At 46.3% G+C, this 19,173-nt stretch carries 19 protein-coding genes and 5 pseudogenes; all 24 read left to right on the forward strand.

Translation table 11 applies throughout. From position 1 onward, the window contains the following. Positions 1–62: 62 nt before the first annotated feature. A pseudogene (locus tag MMY81_RS04645) lies at positions 63–368 on the forward strand (nucleotide pyrophosphohydrolase); the annotation flags it as partial. Positions 369–387: 19 nt separating this feature from the next. Beyond that, the gene (dapB, locus tag MMY81_RS04650) at positions 388–1,188 is read left to right on the forward strand and encodes a 4-hydroxy-tetrahydrodipicolinate reductase (protein WP_252311811.1); all 801 of its coding nucleotides are present in this window, start codon (positions 388–390) and stop codon (positions 1,186–1,188) included. Positions 1,189–1,198: 10 nt separating this feature from the next. Beyond that, a complete protein-coding gene (mgsA, locus tag MMY81_RS04655; protein ID WP_252311812.1) occupies positions 1,199–1,606 on the forward strand; it encodes a methylglyoxal synthase in 408 nt (135 codons plus the stop codon). Further along, on the forward strand, positions 1,569–2,318 hold the full coding sequence (bshB1, locus tag MMY81_RS04660; protein ID WP_252311813.1) for a bacillithiol biosynthesis deacetylase BshB1: 750 nt from the start codon (positions 1,569–1,571) through the stop codon (positions 2,316–2,318). Before mgsA ends, bshB1 begins: the two co-directional genes overlap by 38 nt. Beyond that, positions 2,315–2,896, forward strand: coding sequence for an N-acetyl-alpha-D-glucosaminyl L-malate synthase BshA (gene bshA / locus MMY81_RS33275; protein WP_256497856.1), 582 nt, complete (start codon positions 2,315–2,317; stop codon positions 2,894–2,896). The genes bshB1 and bshA overlap by 4 nt, the downstream gene beginning before the upstream one ends. A gap of 183 nt (positions 2,897–3,079) precedes the next feature. Further along, positions 3,080–3,457 carry a glycosyltransferase gene (locus MMY81_RS33280; RefSeq protein ID WP_308215230.1) on the forward strand — a complete coding sequence of 126 codons (378 nt, stop codon included), beginning with the start codon at positions 3,080–3,082 and terminating at the stop codon, positions 3,455–3,457. Further along, a complete protein-coding gene (locus MMY81_RS04670) occupies positions 3,441–4,610 on the forward strand; it encodes a tRNA nucleotidyltransferase/poly(A) polymerase-related protein (RefSeq protein ID WP_252311814.1) in 1,170 nt (389 codons plus the stop codon). Before MMY81_RS33280 ends, MMY81_RS04670 begins: the two co-directional genes overlap by 17 nt. Beyond that, a pseudogene (locus tag MMY81_RS04675) lies at positions 4,603–5,578 on the forward strand (biotin--[acetyl-CoA-carboxylase] ligase). Before MMY81_RS04670 ends, MMY81_RS04675 begins: the two are co-directional and overlap by 8 nt. A 203-nt stretch (positions 5,579–5,781) precedes the next feature. Then, positions 5,782–6,621, forward strand: coding sequence for a 3-methyl-2-oxobutanoate hydroxymethyltransferase (gene panB, locus MMY81_RS04680; protein WP_252311815.1), 840 nt, complete (start codon positions 5,782–5,784; stop codon positions 6,619–6,621). After that, a pseudogene (gene panC / locus MMY81_RS04685) lies at positions 6,618–7,506 on the forward strand (pantoate--beta-alanine ligase). Before panB ends, panC begins: the two are co-directional and overlap by 4 nt. Further along, a complete protein-coding gene (gene panD / locus MMY81_RS04690; protein WP_120193222.1) occupies positions 7,499–7,894 on the forward strand; it encodes an aspartate 1-decarboxylase in 396 nt (131 codons plus the stop codon). Before panC ends, panD begins: the two are co-directional and overlap by 8 nt. A 30-nt stretch (positions 7,895–7,924) precedes the next feature. Continuing rightward, entirely contained in the window at positions 7,925–10,090 is a 2,166-nt protein-coding gene (locus MMY81_RS04695) for an exonuclease domain-containing protein (RefSeq protein ID WP_252311816.1), read from the forward strand. A gap of 46 nt (positions 10,091–10,136) precedes the next feature. Then, a complete protein-coding gene (locus MMY81_RS04700; protein ID WP_252311817.1) occupies positions 10,137–10,376 on the forward strand; it encodes a hypothetical protein in 240 nt (79 codons plus the stop codon). Then, complete coding sequence (locus MMY81_RS04705; protein WP_252311992.1) at positions 10,372–10,719, forward strand: helicase C-terminal domain-containing protein; 348 nt, start codon at positions 10,372–10,374, stop codon at positions 10,717–10,719. Before MMY81_RS04700 ends, MMY81_RS04705 begins: the two co-directional genes overlap by 5 nt. Before the next feature lie 16 nt (positions 10,720–10,735). Then, positions 10,736–11,392 carry an amidohydrolase family protein gene (locus MMY81_RS04710; RefSeq protein ID WP_252311818.1) on the forward strand — a complete coding sequence of 219 codons (657 nt, stop codon included), beginning with the start codon at positions 10,736–10,738 and terminating at the stop codon, positions 11,390–11,392. Continuing rightward, a complete protein-coding gene (locus MMY81_RS04715; RefSeq protein WP_252311819.1) occupies positions 11,346–11,801 on the forward strand; it encodes an amidohydrolase family protein in 456 nt (151 codons plus the stop codon). The genes MMY81_RS04710 and MMY81_RS04715 overlap by 47 nt, the downstream gene beginning before the upstream one ends. Further along, on the forward strand, positions 11,801–12,046 hold the full coding sequence (locus MMY81_RS04720) for a hypothetical protein (protein WP_252311820.1): 246 nt from the start codon (positions 11,801–11,803) through the stop codon (positions 12,044–12,046). Before MMY81_RS04715 ends, MMY81_RS04720 begins: the two co-directional genes overlap by 1 nt. A gap of 10 nt (positions 12,047–12,056) precedes the next feature. After that, a pseudogene (locus MMY81_RS04725) lies at positions 12,057–12,228 on the forward strand (YpmA family protein). A gap of 13 nt (positions 12,229–12,241) precedes the next feature. Beyond that, positions 12,242–12,718, forward strand: coding sequence for a hypothetical protein (locus MMY81_RS04730; RefSeq protein WP_252311821.1), 477 nt, complete (start codon positions 12,242–12,244; stop codon positions 12,716–12,718). Between the two features lie 22 nt (positions 12,719–12,740). Beyond that, entirely contained in the window at positions 12,741–14,030 is a 1,290-nt protein-coding gene (gene asnS / locus MMY81_RS04735) for an asparagine--tRNA ligase (RefSeq protein WP_252311822.1), read from the forward strand. Positions 14,031–14,139: 109 nt separating this feature from the next. Further along, on the forward strand, positions 14,140–14,841 hold the full coding sequence (locus MMY81_RS04740) for a DnaD domain-containing protein (RefSeq protein WP_170146896.1): 702 nt from the start codon (positions 14,140–14,142) through the stop codon (positions 14,839–14,841). 15 nt (positions 14,842–14,856) lie between these two features. Beyond that, a pseudogene (gene nth, locus MMY81_RS04745) lies at positions 14,857–15,517 on the forward strand (endonuclease III). Then, a complete protein-coding gene (locus MMY81_RS04750; RefSeq protein WP_252311823.1) occupies positions 15,510–16,013 on the forward strand; it encodes a YpoC family protein in 504 nt (167 codons plus the stop codon). Before nth ends, MMY81_RS04750 begins: the two are co-directional and overlap by 8 nt. Positions 16,014–16,058: 45 nt before the next feature. After that, positions 16,059–19,169, forward strand: a complete 3,111-nt coding sequence (locus MMY81_RS04755) for a dynamin family protein (protein ID WP_252311824.1) — start codon at positions 16,059–16,061, stop codon at positions 19,167–19,169. Positions 19,170–19,173: the final 4 nt, after the last annotated feature.

The following is a 19,173-nucleotide window of genomic DNA, read 5'->3' on the forward strand; positions in this document are numbered from 1 at the left end:
CAATAAGAAGGGAATCAGATACGATATCAGCAGGAGGCGGATAACCAAATGGATAAAAAACAATGCAGGAGATGCAGCAGGAAGTAGACCGCTATATCGGCCAGTTTGAAGAGGGGTATTTCAGTCCGCTTGCCATGATGGCCCGACTAAGTGAAGAAACCGGGGAACTGGCACGGGAGGTCAATCATTCCTACGGAGAAAAACCGAAAAAGAAAGATGAACAGGAAAATTCGATGGAACAGGAAATGGGAGATATCCTATTTGTACTAATATGCTTTGCGAACTCTTTACATATTAACCTGGATGAGGCATTTGATCTGGTTATGGAGAAGTTCCGATCAAGAGATGCAGACCGGTGGACAAAAAAGAACAGGGAGAGAGTTAATCATGACAAAACATATACGCATTGCTATAGCAGGACCGCGCGGCAATATGGGAACAGAAGCCGTTAAATTGGCAGATCGTACAGAACACTTTGACTTATGCGCCGTTATTGATTCCAAAAATAATGGCAGCCGTTTAAAAGACATTGCCGGTATGCCGGCGGTCGATGTGCCTGTGTATACCGATATCAATCAATGCTTTCAGGAAAATACGATAGATGTGCTGATTGATTTAACCAATCCGGAAACAGGCAGGAAGCACCTTGAAGCCGCCCTGGCCCACGGTGTAGCACCTGTTGTAGGCACAACAGGTTTTACGGAAGCAGACATTGAAAAACTGAGCAGAGAAGCTGAACAAAAACAAATTGGTGTAGTTATCGCTCCTAACTTTGCGATTGGTGCCGTACTGATGATGAAATTTTCAAAAATGGCTGCAGCCTACATGCCGGATGTAGAAATTATGGAAATGCATCATGACCGCAAGCTAGATGCGCCATCAGGCACAGCCATAAAAACGGCTGAGCTGATTAAAGAAAACCGCGCTTCCCGCAGACAGGGTCATGAAAAAGAAACGGAATCTCTTGCCGGCGCGAGAGGTGCAGATATAGATGGAATGAAAATTCACAGCGTCAGGCTTCCGGGTCTTGTAGCCCACCAGCAGGTTATGTTTGGGGGAGCCGGACAGACACTGACTATTAAGCATGATTCGATTAACCGGGAGTCCTTTATGCCTGGAGTGCAGCTCGCAGTAGAACACGTAGTGGAACACAAGGAGCTTGTTTACGGTTTAGAAAACATAATGTAGGAGGGTCAACATGAAAATTGCCTTGATAGCCCATGATAAGAAAAAAGAAGACATGGTCAGCTTCACTCAGAAATACAGACAAATTCTGCAGGGGCATCAACTGTATGCAACAGGCACTACAGGAAAAAGAATCCAAACAGAAGCAGATCTTGATGTACATTGTTTTCAATCCGGGCCTATAGGAGGCGACCAGCAGATCGGTGCTTTAGTGGCAACAGATCAGATGAACTGCATCTTATTTTTCCGGGATCCATTAACTGCCCAGCCCCACGAGCCGGATGTGTCCGCGCTTCTCAGACTTTGTGATGTCCATGGTGTGCCATTAGCTACAAATATAGCTACAGCTGAAATTCTAATTAAAGCAATAGAGGAAGGCATTATTGATTTCCGCGGTTCCTCAGAGAAAGAAGGATCTTAATGACTGCTGCATTAACATTACTGGCGTTCGCGCCCATCCGGACGATATTGAAATTGGAATGGGAGGTACAGCCGCACTCCATGCCCAAAAAGGGGATAAGGTAGCATTTTGTTCACTGACAAGGGCGGAACTTTCCAGCAATGGAGATATTAAAACAAGACAGAAGGAAGCCGCTCATGCGGCCGAAACGCTTGGTGCTCAGGCGCGGTATCAGCTGAATTTTCCAGACCGGAATTTAACAAAGGAAAGCCCGGAATATGCCGAAATCGTGACGCTGATCCGTTCCCTGCGTCCGGATATTGTTTTCTTTCCATGGCACGAAGACCGTCATCCGGATCATATAAAGTGCGGGGCGATCATAAAAGAGGCGCTTTTTGATGCCGGCATCCGCAGGTATACAGAAGCGGGCGGTGACGCCTGGCGCGTCCCCTACTCGTATCAGTACAGCATAAACGGCATGATAAGCAGTGCCGCCTTTTATATAGATATTTCCAGTGTCCAATCATTGAAGGAAGAATCACTGCTCTGCTATGAAAGCCAATTTATTTTAGCAGAAGAAAGTGTGCACACTCCTCTTACAAGTATGTATATTGAATCGGTCCGGGCAAGGGATCTTCTGATGGGCAAACAGGCTTCTGTTTCCTATGCAGAAGCATTCACCCCCTATTCTCCGGTAATACTAAACGAACTGCCAGGAAGGAAAAATGAATGAAACTCAATATTGGAATTTCCTGTTATCCAACCGTAGGCGGATCAGGAATCGTCGCAGCAGAATTAGGAAAACAACTGGCAGAAAGAGGGCATACGGTTCATTTTATTTCAACTAGTATGCCGTTCCGCCTGAATAAAACATATCCGAATATTTATTATCACGAGGTCGAAGTGAATCAATATGAAGTGTTTCAATATCCTCCTTATACGTTAACGCTGGCAAGCAAAATGTCAGAGGTCGCTAAACGGGAGAAGCTGGATATTCTGCATGTCCATTACGCGGTCCCTCACGCCATCTGTGCCCTTCTCGCTAAAGATATGGCGCAGACGGGATTGAAAGTTGTGACGACGCTGCATGGAACGGATATTACCGTACTGGCAAACGATGCCTCGCTGAAAGAATCGATTTATTATGCAATAGAAAAATCAGATGCGGTTACAGCGGTTTCTCAATCGCTTGCCCAGCAGACAAAAGATATGCTCGGTATTAAAGCCCCGATTGACTGCATCTACAATTTTATCGACCAGGCAGATGTCGTTCAGGAGCACAGCAGGGAATGGTGGAAAAAAAGAATATAATATCCCGCTGAACACAAAGTAATGATTCATATATCCAACTTCCGACCGGTTAAACGGGTGGAAGACGTTATTAAAGCATTTTACACGGTCCAGCTGGAACAAAAAAGCCACCCTTCTGATGATAGGGGACGGGCCGGACCTGAATAAAGCGTGGCAGCTGGCTGAGGAGCTTGGTATTGCGGAATCGGTGCTGTTTTTAGGGAACCAGAAAACATTTCCGATTTTCTTAACATGTCAGAGGTGATGTTTCTACTGTCGGAAAAGGAAAGCTTCGGGCTTGCCGCATTAGAGGCGATGGCATGCGGCGTTCCCGTAGTAGGCACCAATGTCGGCGGTATACCTGAAGTAATAGAAGACGGCAGGTCGGGCCTGATCGTTCCGGCCGGAGATGCAGAAGCTGCGGGTAAGGCGGCCCTGCATATAATAGCAGGAAGCAGTGTTTTTCAGTCTTTCTCCAGCGAAGCGAAAAAGCGCGCAAAGGAAGAGTTTTCTGCATTAAAAATCGTGCAGCAATACGAAGACGTGTATAAAAGGGTGCTTGCTGATGGGGAGAGCCTATAACGAAGCGGTGACTTTTCTTTCGTTATTAAAAAAGCACGATATTACGGGCTGGCTGGTCGGAGGATGCGTGCGGGACTGGGTGAAAAACGGCCGGGACTACATGCCGCGTGATCTCGATATAACAGTAAACGCCTCTGCAGAAGAGATAAAGCGAATTTTCAACAGAGCCCACCGGATGTCAAATCGGCATGAAACGGCGGTTCTCCGCCATAGGGGACATGTTTATGAACTGACGGCATTAAAAGGGGCCGGCATCAGCGAGGATCTTGCAGCAAGGGATTTCACATGTAATGCAATGGCGGTGGATGTGAATGGAAATCTGCTGGATCCGTATGATGGCTCAGAAGCAGTTCACTCCGGATTTATTAAAGCGGTTGATCCTTCGCGCTGTTTCCGGGAAGATCCGCTACGTATTCTGCGGGCTCTCCGGTTTGTATCACAGTTTGGCTGGAGTATGGATTCCCGGACAGAAGCCGCCTGCATAAAGGAAATAGAAGAACTGCGGGGCACGGCGGTGGAGCGCATAAAAGACGAATGTTCGCTTCTCCTGCAGGGCAGCTTCGCAGAAAGGGCGCTTCGAATGGCCGATACATTTCGGTTGTTTGAGCATTTACCTGAGCCGGTTCAGGCAGGTCCGCTTTGTTTATGGCGGTATCAGGTAAACAAATTGGACGATGGACTTATGCGCTGGGCAGGCCTGTTTCTCATACTGTACGGAGGGAAAGGGTCTTCCGTTTTAGGAAGCTGGTCTTTTTCCAATAAGTGGAAAAAGGAACTCGGGCACCTGCTGGAAGCCGTAAAGAACCATGATTATAAGCAGGATTCGTATACTCTTTTTAGAGCAGGCCGGGAGCAGGCTGTACGCGGCTATCTCCTTCACCAATGGAAGTATGACTATACGCCTTCTGAAAAAGAATTAAAGTCTTTTTACGCACGCCTGGACGCTCTTCCTATAAAAACGAAAAAAGATTTAGCTTTAGATGGAAAAGATATCCTCAGGTATTTTCCAAATCTACCGTCAGCTCATTATGGACACCTGCTTTCTGTGCTTGAAAAAAAAGTTGTCACAGGAGAAATCGACAATAAAAAAGAGCAGCTGCTCGGGGAAGCGGCCGTTTTTGTAAAAGAAAGGGGGAAGGAAAGCGATGCGTGATAAGCTGTTGGCATTACTACATGATTCAGGCGGCTCCTATATTTCCGGACAGGAGATAAGCGATAAGCTGGGTATTTCAAGAACAGCCGTTTGGAAGCACATTGAAGAACTTCGAAAAAAAGGCTACAAAATAAACGCGGTAACAAAGAAAGGCTACAAAATGGAATACACGCCAAATTCTATAACCGCCGACGAAATAAATGCCTATTTGGACACGAAGACGTTTGGGCGGGTCGTCCACTCTTTTGACCAGGTAAATTCAACCCAGATTCCCGCCCATGAGGCAGCTAGAGAAGATGCGCCTGAAGGAACGATTGTAGTAGCAGAGGAGCAGCTCAAAGGCAAAGGACGTATGGGCAGGCCCTTTCACTCACCGAAAGGCACCGGTCTCTGGTGCAGCCTGATCCTGCGGCCTTCCTTTCCTCCCCAGGGCGCCTCAGCTTACGCTGCTTACCGCCGTTGCTATAGCAGAAGGAGTCAGGAAAGTAACAGATCTGCCCGTAGATATTAAATGGCCGAATGACCTATTGATAGCCGATAAAAAAATTGCGGGGATTCTTATTGAGATGCAGTCGGATCCTGATGAGATCCACGCTGTCATTGTTGGTTTCGGATTAAATATTAATCAAAAGCAGGAGGATTTTCCTGAAGATATCCAGAGCCGTGCCACGTCGCTTGCTATAGCAGGAGCCGGCCAGTATAACCGGGCCCAGCTGCTTGCCGAAATATTAAAAGAATACGAATACTGGTATTTCCGGATGCTTGAAGAAGGATTCAGCCCGGTGCGTGAAAAGTGGGAAGCACTTGCTGTTACGATTGGAAAGTATATTACGGCCGTTACTACCAGAAAAACACTGTACGGACTGGCCAGGGGCATTACTAAGGATGGCGTTCTTCTGCTTGAAACAGAAGATGGGAAAATAGAATATATTTACAGTGCGGATATCCACGAACAGCGCAGTACATGATGAAATTTGATATACTAAATGCAACTTCAACGTGTAAGGACAGTATCGAATATTTTCGAACTGTACCTCCCGTAATGGAAGCTTAATAATGATTGATCTGCCTTGATCCGTAAATGGACAGGGACGGAGAAAGATGAAAGCAACATCGTTTCATAAAGCTTGTATTTCATCCTTCTCCCTATAAATTAGGAGGAGAGATTAGCATGCATACAACATTAACGCTTCGAAAATTAAAACAGGAGCGTATTCCGATTGCGATGATGACCGCATATGACGCTCCTTCTGCCGCCGCCTGCGCACAGGCAGAGATGGACCTTCTGCTGGTTGGAGATTCTGCCGGAATGGTCATTCATGGATATACGTCAACCGTACCGGTAACCGTAGAAGATATGATTTTGCATACACGGGCTGTAAAGCGAGGCGCTCCCGGAATTTTTACAGTTACCGATATGCCGTTTCTAAGCTGCAGCGGAAGCCGGAGCGAAGCTGTTTCTGCGGTTCGTCGGACAATTCAGGACGGTGGAGCCGATGCTGTTAAGATCGAGGGGGCCGGAGAATTTGTCCCGTTGATTGCGGCACTGACAGAAGGCGGCGTAGCAGTAATGTCGCATCTGGGGTTAACACCTCAGTCTTTTGCCGTGCTTGGAGGGTATAAAGTTCAGGGGAAAAGCGAAAAGTCAGCCGGTCGTTTAATTGAAGATGCGAAACAGGTGGAAGAGGCGGGGGCTTTTGCACTCGTACTGGAGTGTGTACCCGGGGAACTGGCAGCTTATATTGCCTCTATCCTTTCCATTCCGGTTATCGGTATAGGAGCCGGCAGCCGCACGGACGGACAGGTGCTCGTTTATCATGACGCACTTGGAATAGGAAACGGCCATGTGCCTTCCTTTGTCAAAGCGTTCGCACATCTGGAGCCTTCTATTCATACAGGTCTTTCGGAATACGTAAAGGAAGTAAAGGACCGGTCTTTTCCTAATGCTTCCCATACGTTCACGATGCCCGCTTCTATTTTGGAAAAAGTAATAACAGGTGCCGGGATATGAAAATAATCCGTACTGTTCAAGAGATGAAAGCAGAAATCCGAAAGCTGAAAAAGCAAGAGGGCTCACTCGGTTTTGTTCCTACTATGGGGGCACTTCATGAAGGCCATACGTCTCTTTTCCAGCGTTCGGCAGAAGAAAATGACTGGACCGCTGTCAGTATCTTCGTTAATCCGCTTCAGTTCGGTCCCGGTGAAGACCTGGCGTCATATCCAAGATCAGAAGCAGAAGATATGGAGGCCGCGGAGAAGCATGGAGTGGACCTGTTGTTTCTGCCATCCGTTCAGGAAATGTACCCCCGCCCGATGACGACCGTAATTCATGTGAAAAAGGGAGCCGACGTGCTCTGCGGGAAAAGCCGGCCGGGTCATTTTGACGGAGTGGCGACAGTGGTTCATAAGTTACTGCAGATTATACCTGCTGACCGGGCTTACTTTGGACGAAAAGATATTCAGCAGGCAGCGGTGCTTATGAATATGATCGATGATTACCATCTGGATACAAAATTAGTCATTTGTGATACCGTAAGAGAAGCAACCGGACTCGCTATGAGTTCCAGGAATTTGTATTTAAGCAGCAGAGAAAAGCAGGAAGCTGCTCAAATATATGAATCTCTCAAACTGGCAGAAATGCTTTGGAAAAAAGGAAAGCAGCCCGACGAAATCACAGAGGCGGTAAAGCAGCATATTACGGAGCATACGACCGGGCGCATTGACTACGTTCAGGCTCTTCCTTTTCCCTCTCTTGATCCATTGGATACAGCCAGTAAAATGTGGGTGATAGCCTGTGCGGTTTATTTTAAATAAAGCCCGCCTCATCGACAATATTACGGTGAAAGCAGGAACACTGCATAAACCGGCAGAAGAACAGGAGAAGAGCCATGTTTAGAACAATGATGAAATCAAAACTGCACCGGGCCACGGTAACAGAAGCCAATCTTCATTATGTAGGGAGCGTTACGATTGACGAAGATTTGATGGAAAGCGTCGATCTGCTGGAAAATGAAAAAGTGCAGATCGTAAATAATAACAACGGGGAGCGCCTGGAAACATACGTTATCACAGGACCTCGAGGTTCAGGCACCATCTGTCTGAACGGAGCAGCAGCCCGTCTCGTTCAGCCCGGGGATACAGTTATTATTATTGCCTACACGATGATAGAAGAAGAACGGGCAGCAGCGTGGCAGCCCAAAATAGCTGTTCTGGATGCTGATAATAAAATAGAGCAATATATAAATAAAGAAATACACGCAGCGACGCTGGAAACAGAACGTTAACGTGCAACGATAATAACGGGGTGAATGAGCTTGCCAAAATATGTAGTAATTGATACGGAAACCACAGGAAATGCGCCGCAGGACGGAGATAATATTATTCAAATAGGTGCGGTGTTGATGGAGGATGATGCCATCATTGACACGTTTTCCGCCTATATCCGCCCGGCTCATTCGATCCCCCCGTTTATTATGGAATTAACAGGTATTACAAACGAAGATGTAGAAAAAGCAGATTCGTTTGCCGGGGCAGCAAAACCAATGCTTGCCTGGCTCGAAGATGCAGTTCTGGTCGCTCACAACGTACCATTTGATTTGAGCGTGCTGAATGCGGAGCTCTCCAATGCAGGTTTACCTGTATTTGAAGGAGCAACTCTAGATACGGTGGAGTGTGCCCGGTTTATGTTTCCCACTGCACCGGGCTATCAGCTGACCCAGCTTGCGGACTGGCTTAATATTTCCCATGACAGACCCCACCAGGCAGACAGCGACGCGATCGTTACCGCGGAAATATGGCTTGCTATAAAAAGAAAAATAGAAACCATGCCGGTCCCTGCCCTTCAAAAGCTGATGACGGCTTCCAAATATATGCAGAGTCACCTGGAGCCGGTATTCATGCAGGCCAAAAATAACCTCAGGCTCAAAGAGTCCGAGGGCATCCGTGTGGTACACAATATAGCATTAAAATCTCCGCAGGAAGCGCCTGTATATGAAACGCCGCCTGGTGTGTCCCTGCCGCCGCTTTTCAGCAGGGCCGGTTATTTTTCAGAAAAGTGGAGTGCGTTTGAATTCCGTGAAGGCCAGCAGGAAATGGCGGATACGATAACCTCCTGTTTTACAGAGCGCTCTCATGCCTTAATAGAAGCAGGTCCGGGAACCGGCAAATCTTTAGCCTACTTAGCACCTGCAGTGCTTCACAGCCTTGCAAAGCAGGAGCAGATTGTAATCTCTACTTATACAAATGCGCTTCAGGAACAGCTGTATGACAGGGACATTCCTTTTTTAAAAACTATGCTGCCTTATTCGTTCAACGTATCGATTCTCAAAGGAAGACAGCATTATCTATGTCTGCGCCGCTTTTCCATGCAGTGGCAGGAACCAGTGGCAACCCATGATGAAGCTCTGGCTTTGGCTCAGGTAACGGTCTGGCTGCTTGAAACCCAAACCGGTGATTTAAATGAGTTAAACCGGGCCGGTGGGGATAATCATGCAATCTGGCAGAAAATAAGCAGCCGGAGAGCTACAGCGCCCGGGCCAGGATCCTCATGGTTTCCCTACTGTTTTTACGAACGTGCTAAAAAACAGGCAGCGGAAAGCCAAATTGTGATCGTAAATCACGCCCTGCTTTTTTCAGACGTTAAACGCAAAAATAGTATACTGCCTTCGTATGAAAGACTTATTATAGATGAAGCGCATCAAATTGAAGAAGCGGCGTCTAAACATCTGGGAGCAGACGTGGATTATTATTCATTCCAGTATTTATTAAACAAAATCGATGCCGGCACCGGCAAAGGCAGCTTTTTTAAACTGCAGTTAATAGAAGAAGAAACGGTTCATGCCCTCACGGATACATGGTACCAAAGACGACGGGATCATATTGCCCTTCTGAAATATGAGTGCAGCGAATTATTTCGTCTGCTGCGGCAGATTTGTATGAAAAACAGCCATTCCGAACGGACGGACGTCGGGCGGATGCTGTACCGCTATGAGCCCGGCGGCCAAAACGGCCCAGCCTGGAAGGCAGCCAGAGAAGCAGTTAACCGGCTGAACATGATCTTCCGGGAAGAGAAAAAAGAATGGGGAGTATTCCAGCAAATTCTGCAGAAAAATACGATCCCTTCTGATTACAACGAAGCGCTGCTTACAGACTTCCAGCAGACAACGGATGATCTAAGTGAGTCATTTCACGAACTCGCACAGGTCACCCTGGAGCAGACAGACGACCATGTTTACTGGATGGAAGCTGATCATAAAGGAGCTGCAAACGGAGTATCTATTTACAAACGGCCTCTGGATGTTTCAAATGATCTGGCAGATAAACTGTTTGGAGCCAAGAGCAGCGTAATTATGACGTCTGCGACCTTAATGGTGGAACAGTCGTTTTCTTATGCTGTATCGAAATGGGGCTGGACGATTTTACGCCGGAGACGCTGTATATCCCATCCCCGTATTCCTATGAAAACCGCTCTGCTCTTTTGATTCCAAGTGATTTTCCAGGGTCAGGGACAGGGATTATGTAGAGGCAATGGCTGATTTTATCTACCACGCGGCTTCTGTTACAGACGGCAGAGTACTTATTTTGTTTACTTCCTTTGATATGCTGGCCGACACGTATCATATGCTCCGTGAATGGGACGAAATGAACAGCTTTACGATTATAGCTCAGGGCATTCACAGCGGCAGCAAAAGCAAACTGTTAAAAAACGTTCCAGCAGAACAAGCGCACCATTCTGCTTGGGACGAACGCTTTTTGGGAAGGAATTGATCTTCCCGGCGACCAGCTGCGCTGTTTAATTATAGCCCGGCTGCCGTTTTCTCCTCCCGGAGATCCGCTTATTCATTCCCAGATGCAGCGGATCGAAAAAAAGGGAGGAAATGCATTCCAGGAAATGTCACTGCCTCAGGCAATTCTGCGTTTCAGGCAGGGTTTTGGACGAATGATCCGGGGCCATTCGGACAGGGGCACGGTTGTTGTGCTGGATAAACGAATTATGAAAGCTTCCTACGGCCCGGCGTTTCTACATTCGCTGCCGAGTATGCCCGTTGTGCATAAGCAGTCAGATGCATTGTTAAATTATATTCATGATTTTTATAACGAAACTAATTAATAAAGGAGAACAATCCATGCGTTATACGATAAAAAATGTTCATATTGTCCGGGGAAACCAAAATAATGCGGTTTCTTACAATCAGTGGCTTCGAGTAGAAGACGAAAAAATTGCAGCGATAGGAAGCGGAGAACCTGAAGTACAGGCCGGGGAAGAATTGATTGACGGTAAGGGGCGTTGGCTGACTCCGGGAATGTACAACACGCACGGTCACACACCAATGGCCCTTCTGCGCGGAGTATCAGATGATGTGGTGCTGCAGGAGTGGCTTGGCAATAATATCTGGCCAAGAGAAGCTCTGTTTGATAAAGAGGTATCAGAAGCAGGCACCATGCTGGCTCAGGCAGAAATGATCCGTTCGGGAACGGTAGCGTTTCAGGACATGTACCATATTGATATGGACGCAGTCTTCCAGACGGCTCAGGATTCAGGCTTAAAGGCAGTACTGGCACGCGCCATGATTGGCCTTGTCGATCAGCCGGAGCAGAAGAGACGGCTCGATGAAGCCATCTATCTTGGAGAGAAATGGGATACAGAAGGCGGTTCCCGCATCAAAGGAATGATGTTCCCGCATGCTCCTTACACATGTCCGCCGGGTTTTATGAAAGAAATAGTAAAAGCAGCCCATGAAAAAATGGACGCTCGGTGTTCATTTAATGGAAACGCGCCGTGAAAAAGCAGACTATGAAAAAGAAAACGGCGTCGATTTATTCGATGACTTGATGAATATGGGATTTTTCGAGGAGAAAACTATACTCACCCATACGGTGCACATGAGCGAAAAGGAAATGCAGCAGCTTAAAGGAAAACCTGCCTATATTTCACACAATCCAATGAGCAATGCTAAGCTGGGCTCTGGTATTATGCCTATGATGCAGATGAGAGAGCATGGGCTGTCGATTTCCATCGGTACAGACAGCACGGTTTCAAACAACAATCTGGATATGTTTGAGGAAATGCGGATGGCGGCCTTCATGCAGAAAGCATCTCATGAAAACCCGGCAGTGATTTCTTCTGAAGAAATATATAAGATGGCTACACAAATCGGAGCAGAGACGCTGGATTTACGAATGCCGGCGTAGTGGAAACCGGAGCGGATGCAGACTTTCTGTTAATTAATGCAGAAGAACTTCATCTCCAGCCAAAGCAGAATATTTCTTCTCATCTCGTCTATGCTGCTTCCGGAAGAGACGTAACGGATGTATTTGTAAATGGCCGCAGGTTAATGAAAGATCGGGAACTGCTTACGATGGACGAAGAAAAAATCATCTATAACGTGAACCGTCAGTTTGATAAACTAGAGAAAGTATACCAAAGCAAAAATTAGGAGGGGCAGTATGAGTGATCAATTGGAAGTAATGTCAACTACCCGTTTCAAAGCCGCAGACGATGTGTACAAGATAGTAGACACATTAAATAGAACGTTTAAAAGACGATGATCTGATGTTTGGGCTTGCGCTTGACGAAAAAGATTCGGATTATATGGTGTTTACGATCTACCGCACATAAAGGAGACAGATCTATGCTGAAAAAATGGTATGTCATTCTGCCTGCAGCAGCCGTTCTGTTTTTAGCTGCAGTGTTTATTCTGCTGCTGGTCGCAAGAGGCCCACTTCTCGAAGAAAGGGCTCTGGGAGAAGATCTTGCGCTGGAAGAACAGAATGTAGAAAGTGTGGACGATGTTTTTTTATATAATGGGAGCACTTTTTTATACAGCACCCTGGTAACAAATGAAGATGAAAGCCGTGACTGGGTGTTTTTGAATGAGGAAGAGGCGGTGGAGCGGATAAATGCCGCAGAGACCATTACGCTTGAAGAAGCCGAGACCCGGATTATGGAAGATAATAACGTAGAACGGTTAAAAAAAGTAACCCCGGGGATCGAAGAGGGCATTCCGGTATATGAAGGGGTATACGAAGCAGAAGGCAGGCTTCAGTATTATTATATCCGTATGGCAGATGGAGAATTTATTAAACGGTACAGTTTTAGAAAAGATTAGCTATTAACAGGAGGCCCGGAACATGAAACCAACGATAGAACAGATCAGCCAGCACGTAGATCAGACAATTACACTTGGCTGCTGGCTTGCTAATAAACGCTCAAGCGGAAAAATTGCTTTCCTGCAGCTGCGGGATGGAACAGGCTTTATTCAGGGGATTGTTGTGAAAAGTGATGTAGGAGAAGAACTGTTTCAAAAGGCAAAAGGGTTAACGCAGGAAAGCTCCATGTATGTAGAAGGGATAGTAAAAACCGACGAGCGGTCCCCATCCGGCTATGAACTGCAGGTAACCGGGCTTGAAATCATTCATGAAGCGGTTGATTATCCAATCACGCCAAAGGAACACGGCACGGAATTTTTAATGGATCACCGCCATTTGTGGATGCGTTCCAAAAAACAGCACGCCATTCTGCGCATTCGAAACGAAATTATCCGGGCAACATATGCTTTTTTTGACAAAGAAGGTTTTGTTAAAATTGATCCGCCTATTTTGACAGGTAATTCAGCAGAAGGCACAACAAACTTATTTCATACGAAATATTTTGATGAAAATGCCTATCTTTCCCAGTCCGGCCAGCTCTATCTGGAAGCGGCCGCCATGGCATTCAACCGCGTATTTTCATTTGGCCCTACATTTCGGGCCGAGAAATCAAAAACACGCCGCCACTTAATTGAATTCTGGATGATCGAACCGGAAATGGCATTTACCGACCATGAAGAAAGTCTGCAGATTCAGGAGCAGTATGTATCTCATATAGCAAAAAGCGTCATTGATCACTGTCCGCTTGAATTGGAAGCATTAGAACGTGATATTACAAAGCTTCAGCAGATTCAGGCACCGTTTCCGCGCCTCACGTATGATGAAGCCATCGTCTTTCTAAGAGGACAGGGATTTGATATTGCCTGGGGAGAAGACCTTGGAGCACCCCACGAAACAGCTATTGCAGAATCCTATGACAAGCCGGTATTCATTACGCATTATCCGCTTGGCATTAAGTCGTTCTATATGAAGCCGGACCCGGAAAATCCGGAAGTCGCCCTTTGTGCAGATTTAATTGCGCCGGAGGGATACGGTGAAATTATTGGAGGAAGCCAGCGTATTGATGATTTTGATCTGCTGGAACAGCGGTTTGAGGAACATGGTCTTTCTGAAGACGCCTACCGCTGGTATCTGGAGCTCCGCCAGTATGGGTCAGTACCCCATTCAGGATTTGGACTGGGACTGGAACGGACAGTTGCCTGGATGTCCGGTATTGAACATGTAAGAGAAACCATTCCATTTCCGCGTCTATTAAACAGGCTTTACCCATAAAAATAAATAGCCGCAGCCCTTAAAGCAAAGCCCTCTACTGTGAGGGTTTTGCTTTTAAGTCCTATAGGTAAATGATAAAATGAAACATGGCAGAAGGAGAGATCGGCTTATGGAACAATCGGATATTATTGACATAATGCACAGCGGATATTTAAGTGTCCCTAAGTTTTTGTTTGACCACTACAACGAGATGGACATTTCTGATTCTGAAATGATGATCCTGCTTCATCTGCACCGCTTTATGGAAGAGGGAGAATTTTTTCCGACACCGGATGCCATTGCAGCGAAAATGACCATCACAGCCGAGCAGTGCGCAAAAGCGCTCCGCCATCTTGTCGCTCATGGTTTTATCACAATAGAAGAGCGGGAAAACAATGAACGGGTCCGATTTGAAACGTACTCGCTGCGTCCGCTGTATGAACGAATCGTGGAGTCAATTACATCAGAGCGGCAGCAGCAGAAAGCCCACAAAAATGTAACCGAAGAAGGGGAAATCTACGCGATGTTCGAAAAAGAACTGTCCCGTCCGCTTTCCCCGATGGAGTCAGAAACGATCAGCGTATGGTTTGATCAGGATCATTATACGCCGGATATGATTAAAGCAGCCCTCAAAGAGGCCGTGATGTCCCAGACGCTGAGCCTGCGCTACATTGACCGTATTCTGCTGGAATGGCATCGGCGCGGTATTAAAACCGAAGAGCAGGCAAAAGCTTATAATGATACGCATCGAAGAAACCAGGTACAGCCGCCCCGTCAGAAAGAAAAGACCAAACCGGCCTCGTATCCGAATATAAACTGGCTTGATGAATAATGGAGGAAAGAGAGCATGCTGACGAATAAAAAAACAACACAGGCGATGGATATCATCGAAGAGATGTTTCCGGAAGCTGAATGTGAACTGATTCATGCCAATCCTTTTGAACTGTTAATTGCAGTAGTGCTTTCTGCGCAATGTACGGATGCTTTAGTTAATAAAGTAACGCCCGCTTTGTTTGCCAAATATAAAAAACCGCTCGATTATACACAAGTAGAGCAGGAGGAGCTGGAACAGGATATCCGCTCAATCGGCCTGTTCCGCAGCAAAGCAAAAAATATCCAGAAACTTTGTACCTCCTTGATAGAACAGCATAACGGAGAAGTTCCTAAAACGCGGGAAGAGCTGATGAAGCTTGCCGGAGTTGGAAGGAAAACAGCGAATGTAGTAGCTTCCGTTGCTTTTGGAATGCCTGCAATTGCTGTGGATACACACGTAGAGCGCGTCTCCAAACGTCTCGGCATCTGCAGATGGAAAGATTCTGTCACCGAAGTGGAGCAGACGCTGATGAAGAAAATACCTGAAGAAAAAATGGTCTGACTCCCACCACCGCCTTATTTTCTTTGGACGCTATCACTGCAGGGCACAGCGTCCCAAATGCGGTGACTGTCCACTTCTGCTTCTCTGCCGGGAAGGCACTAAGCGGATGAAACAAGGAAAAGTCCATGCCTGAATTAATTATTGAACCGCAGTGGAAAAAGCCGCCCTTTTATGATAAAGATACAGATTTTATACAGGCGGCGTCCGCCAGCTGGAAAGAGGAGATGAGTATGTATCCTTTTTTAGCTGAGATTGCTTTTCAAAACGGGCAGGCGGGTTACGAGTTTTGGGAAGCCCCGTTTCCAGCATTAGAGCACTGGCAGACATACTGGCAGCAGAATAAAATAGAAATAAAACATCACATTGCAGCGCGGGAGGCGGAAAAAGCCCATCCTTTAATCATTCCTGCCATTTCCGGAATTATTGAAAGTTATTTTTGGATGAACGGTCAGCCTGCAAGTATAGGTGACGGAAGCTGGGAGGCCCTCGACATTGTTCCTGTAAATGGAAGAGAACGAATCGATTTCATCTGCAGCCGGCCGGTACACCATCACAGTTACGCGCAGCTTAATGAGCTTTACGAAGAAAGCCGCCGTAAGGCTGCAGTACTTAAACGAACACGGACATAAACAGGAAAGATGAAGAAAGCGGGGTCATGCAAGGTGGAAAACACAGTGGTATCCAAATGGGAAGAATTATTTGAACAAAGAAGCCGTCGGAGAAGAGAAGCCCTTCAGGCTAAATCCGAGAAAAACTCTTTTGAGCTGGCGTTCTGCGGCCATTTTTCAGCTGGAAAATCAAGCGTTATTAACGATCTGCTCGGCCATGATATTCTTCCGACAAGCCCCATTCCAACCAGTGCCAACATTATTTCCATAAAAAAAGGAGACGTTGCGCTTGAACTGGTCGATCAAGAGGGGGGCAGACAGAAGTGGGAGCAGGAGATTCCCTGGGATAAAGCGAGAAAATGGGGAATGGACGGAAATGCAATAAGAGAAATGACCATTTTTGGTCCGTTTCCTTTTCTGCACGAACATGCAGCGATTATTGATACACCGGGAGTGGATTCCACGGATCCGGACCACCAGAAAATAACCGCGTCCCAGCTGTTTACGACGGATATGATTGTGTACGTGACCGACTACAATCATGTGCAGTCCGAAACAAATATTGAATTCCTGCAGCAGCTGTCCAGAGAAAAAAAGCCCATCGTTCTGGTGATTAACCAAATTGATAAACATAATAATAATGAATTGAGTATTCAATCGTTCGAAAATGCAGTCCGAAATATGCTGGCAAAATCCAACATTCGAATATTATCGCTGTTTTTTACTTCGATGAAAGAAGAAAGTCACCCTCTAAATCAAAAGCAGGATTTTACCCGGTTCGTTAAATCCGTTCTTTATTACAGCCAGTCGTTAATAGCGCCAAGCGTGCAAGCCCTGGAAACAGCAGCCGTATACGACCTTCTGGAGCAGCTTGAAGATGAAGAGGAAGAAGCCTGGGAGAAATGGGAAGAAGAAATACGCGCTGAAGGAATGGATCCAGCGGCTCTGCAGAAAATAGACAGTGCCGAAGAGGATCGTTCAAAAGAAGAAGCGGAGAAAAAAGAAAAACTGTCTCATACAGCAAAAGAAAGAAAACAAATACTGGAAAATGCTATCCTTTTTCCACATACGACGACCGAAAAAGCGAAAGCCTGGCTGGAAAGCATGGATCCCGGCTTTAAAACAGGGGGGCTTATTAAGTCAAAGAAAAAAATAGAAGCGGAACGAGAGAAACGAGAAGCAGAGCTGTGTGCCGACCTGAACGAAAAAATAAAGAAGCAGATGGTCTTTCATCTCCGTGATCTGCTGAATCAAATGGAAACATATGATGAAAAACGATTTGACGAAAATAAAGAAGCGATCCAGCAGGTCTCTTTTGAAGCGGACCCGGCTTTTCTTCGTTCCTTTATTTCTTCCCAGACAACCGACCGACGGTTTCTGTATACATTCATGGAGCAGGTCTCACAATCTACGGCCCGGCATTTAAAAACACAGTCTTCCGACCTTTTTGATACGCTTCAGGATGCAGTGAAGGATTATTACGAAACACGTGCAGACCGGCAGAAACAGGAAACAGAACAATCCGCATCGTATGAACAGCGGTGGGGACAGTGGAAAGAAACAAAACAGCAGTTTGAGAATAAAAAGCAGGCAGCAAAAAACTGGCTCCATCAGAACGAGTCAAAAGAACTGCAGGAACAGATTGAGCAGGTTTCCGTTCAGGAGGCACCCCGGGACATACCGGAAATGCACATCGTTCAGGAAACAGAGAGTCTAATCAGCACAGAAGAATATACGGAGGAAACAGCTGCAGTCAAACAAATGGATGAATCCATTATCCCTGCAGTAGAGTCTTATCTGGAGAAGTTTATGGAAAAGCCGCTTTTTCAAAACGAAAAACAGGCTCTGAGCCGGGAAGTACATCAGTTCAAAAACCATCATATAAAAATATCTTTATTCGGCGCATTCAGTGCAGGGAAATCCAGCTTTATTAATGCGATGCTCGGCAGTAATGTTCTGCCGGTGTCTCCGCATCCAACGACCGCTGCCATAAACCGTGTCCTGCAAAGTGATGATACACACGATCATGGTACTGTAGATCTTCATTTAAAAGAAGAATCGTTTTTGGATAAGGAAATTCAGGCTGTATCTAAAGAAATCGGCGAAAGCTGGACTTTCCATACGTTAAAAAACTGGAAGCGCCCATCCGGCCAGCAGGCAAACGCGCGGCTGAGAACGTATTATCAGCATTTATATACCCTGCAGCAGAGTATCAACCGTTACAAGCAGGACCTGGGAACAAAAAAAACGATTCTGCTTGACGAGCTTCAGGAATGGGTAGCCCAGGAAGAGAAAGCTTCCATGATTAAAGAAGTGATTGTATATTATGACTGTGAGTGGACACGTAAAGGCCTGGAGCTTATTGATACACCAGGAGTGAATTCAATTCATGGAAGGCATACGAATGTTGCATTTGAGCAGATCAGACAGTCCGATGCTATTTTTTACGTAACGTATTATAACCATGCCTTTTCAAAAGCCGATCAGATCTTTTTGCAGCAGCTGAACCGGGCTAACGAAAGCTTCTCGCAGGATAAGCTGTTTTTCCTTATAAATGCATCGGATCTGGCAGACAGCCCTGCCGAACTGAACGGAGTGAAAAGCCATGTGCGTGATCAGTTAAAGCGCAATGGCTTCCAGTCCCCGCGTCTTTCCGCCGTTTCAAGCAAGCAGGCTTTAGCGGATAAGGAGGAAGGCAGAACGTCTGTTTACAGTGGGTTTCAGGAATTTGAAACGCAATTTACTAATTCCGTATGGCATGATCTTCGTTCCAGCCACCTGGCATCTATTCAAGATCGGATGCGGAGTATTGCAGACGAACTGCAGCGGACGCTGAAAACGATGAATACGAATCAAGCCGGGCTGGAAGAAAAAAAGCGGAAGCAGGAATCGGTAGTACAGGAAAAAAAGGACGAGCTGACGGAACTTTCTCTGCGTCCGCATCTTCCGGCTTTTCTTCAGGAAATTGATGAACAATGTGCCTACTTGATTGACAGAGTGACGTTTGGAATGAATGATTACTTCACAATGGCGGTGAATCCTGCCGTTATTTCTGCCTCCTCTAAAAAACAGCAGAAAGAGCAGCTGAGAAACGGTATTAGAGAGGTAGATGGATTTGTACGCCAGTTTGTTATGCAGGAAAAGAAACGCTTCATATACGCATCGAATCCTTCGTAAAACA

It is taken from the genome of Sinobaca sp. H24, assembly GCF_023845525.1.

Coding starts and splice junctions, on each gene's coding strand:
- dapB (WP_252311811.1), top strand. CDS start 388: ATGACAAAACATATACGCATTGCTATAGCAGGACCGCGCGGCAATATG.
- mgsA (WP_252311812.1), top strand. CDS start 1,199: ATGAAAATTGCCTTGATAGCCCATGATAAGAAAAAAGAAGACATGGTC.
- bshA (WP_256497856.1), top strand. CDS start 2,315: ATGAAACTCAATATTGGAATTTCCTGTTATCCAACCGTAGGCGGATCA.
- MMY81_RS04670 (WP_252311814.1), top strand. CDS start 3,441: ATGGGGAGAGCCTATAACGAAGCGGTGACTTTTCTTTCGTTATTAAAA.
- panB (WP_252311815.1), top strand. CDS start 5,782: ATGCATACAACATTAACGCTTCGAAAATTAAAACAGGAGCGTATTCCG.
- panD (WP_120193222.1), top strand. CDS start 7,499: ATGTTTAGAACAATGATGAAATCAAAACTGCACCGGGCCACGGTAACA.
- MMY81_RS04700 (WP_252311817.1), top strand. CDS start 10,137: ATGGCTGATTTTATCTACCACGCGGCTTCTGTTACAGACGGCAGAGTA.
- MMY81_RS04710 (WP_252311818.1), top strand. CDS start 10,736: ATGCGTTATACGATAAAAAATGTTCATATTGTCCGGGGAAACCAAAAT.
- MMY81_RS04715 (WP_252311819.1), top strand. CDS start 11,346: ATGAAAAAATGGACGCTCGGTGTTCATTTAATGGAAACGCGCCGTGAA.
- MMY81_RS04730 (WP_252311821.1), top strand. CDS start 12,242: ATGCTGAAAAAATGGTATGTCATTCTGCCTGCAGCAGCCGTTCTGTTT.
- asnS (WP_252311822.1), top strand. CDS start 12,741: ATGAAACCAACGATAGAACAGATCAGCCAGCACGTAGATCAGACAATT.
- MMY81_RS04740 (WP_170146896.1), top strand. CDS start 14,140: ATGGAACAATCGGATATTATTGACATAATGCACAGCGGATATTTAAGT.
- MMY81_RS04750 (WP_252311823.1), top strand. CDS start 15,510: ATGCCTGAATTAATTATTGAACCGCAGTGGAAAAAGCCGCCCTTTTAT.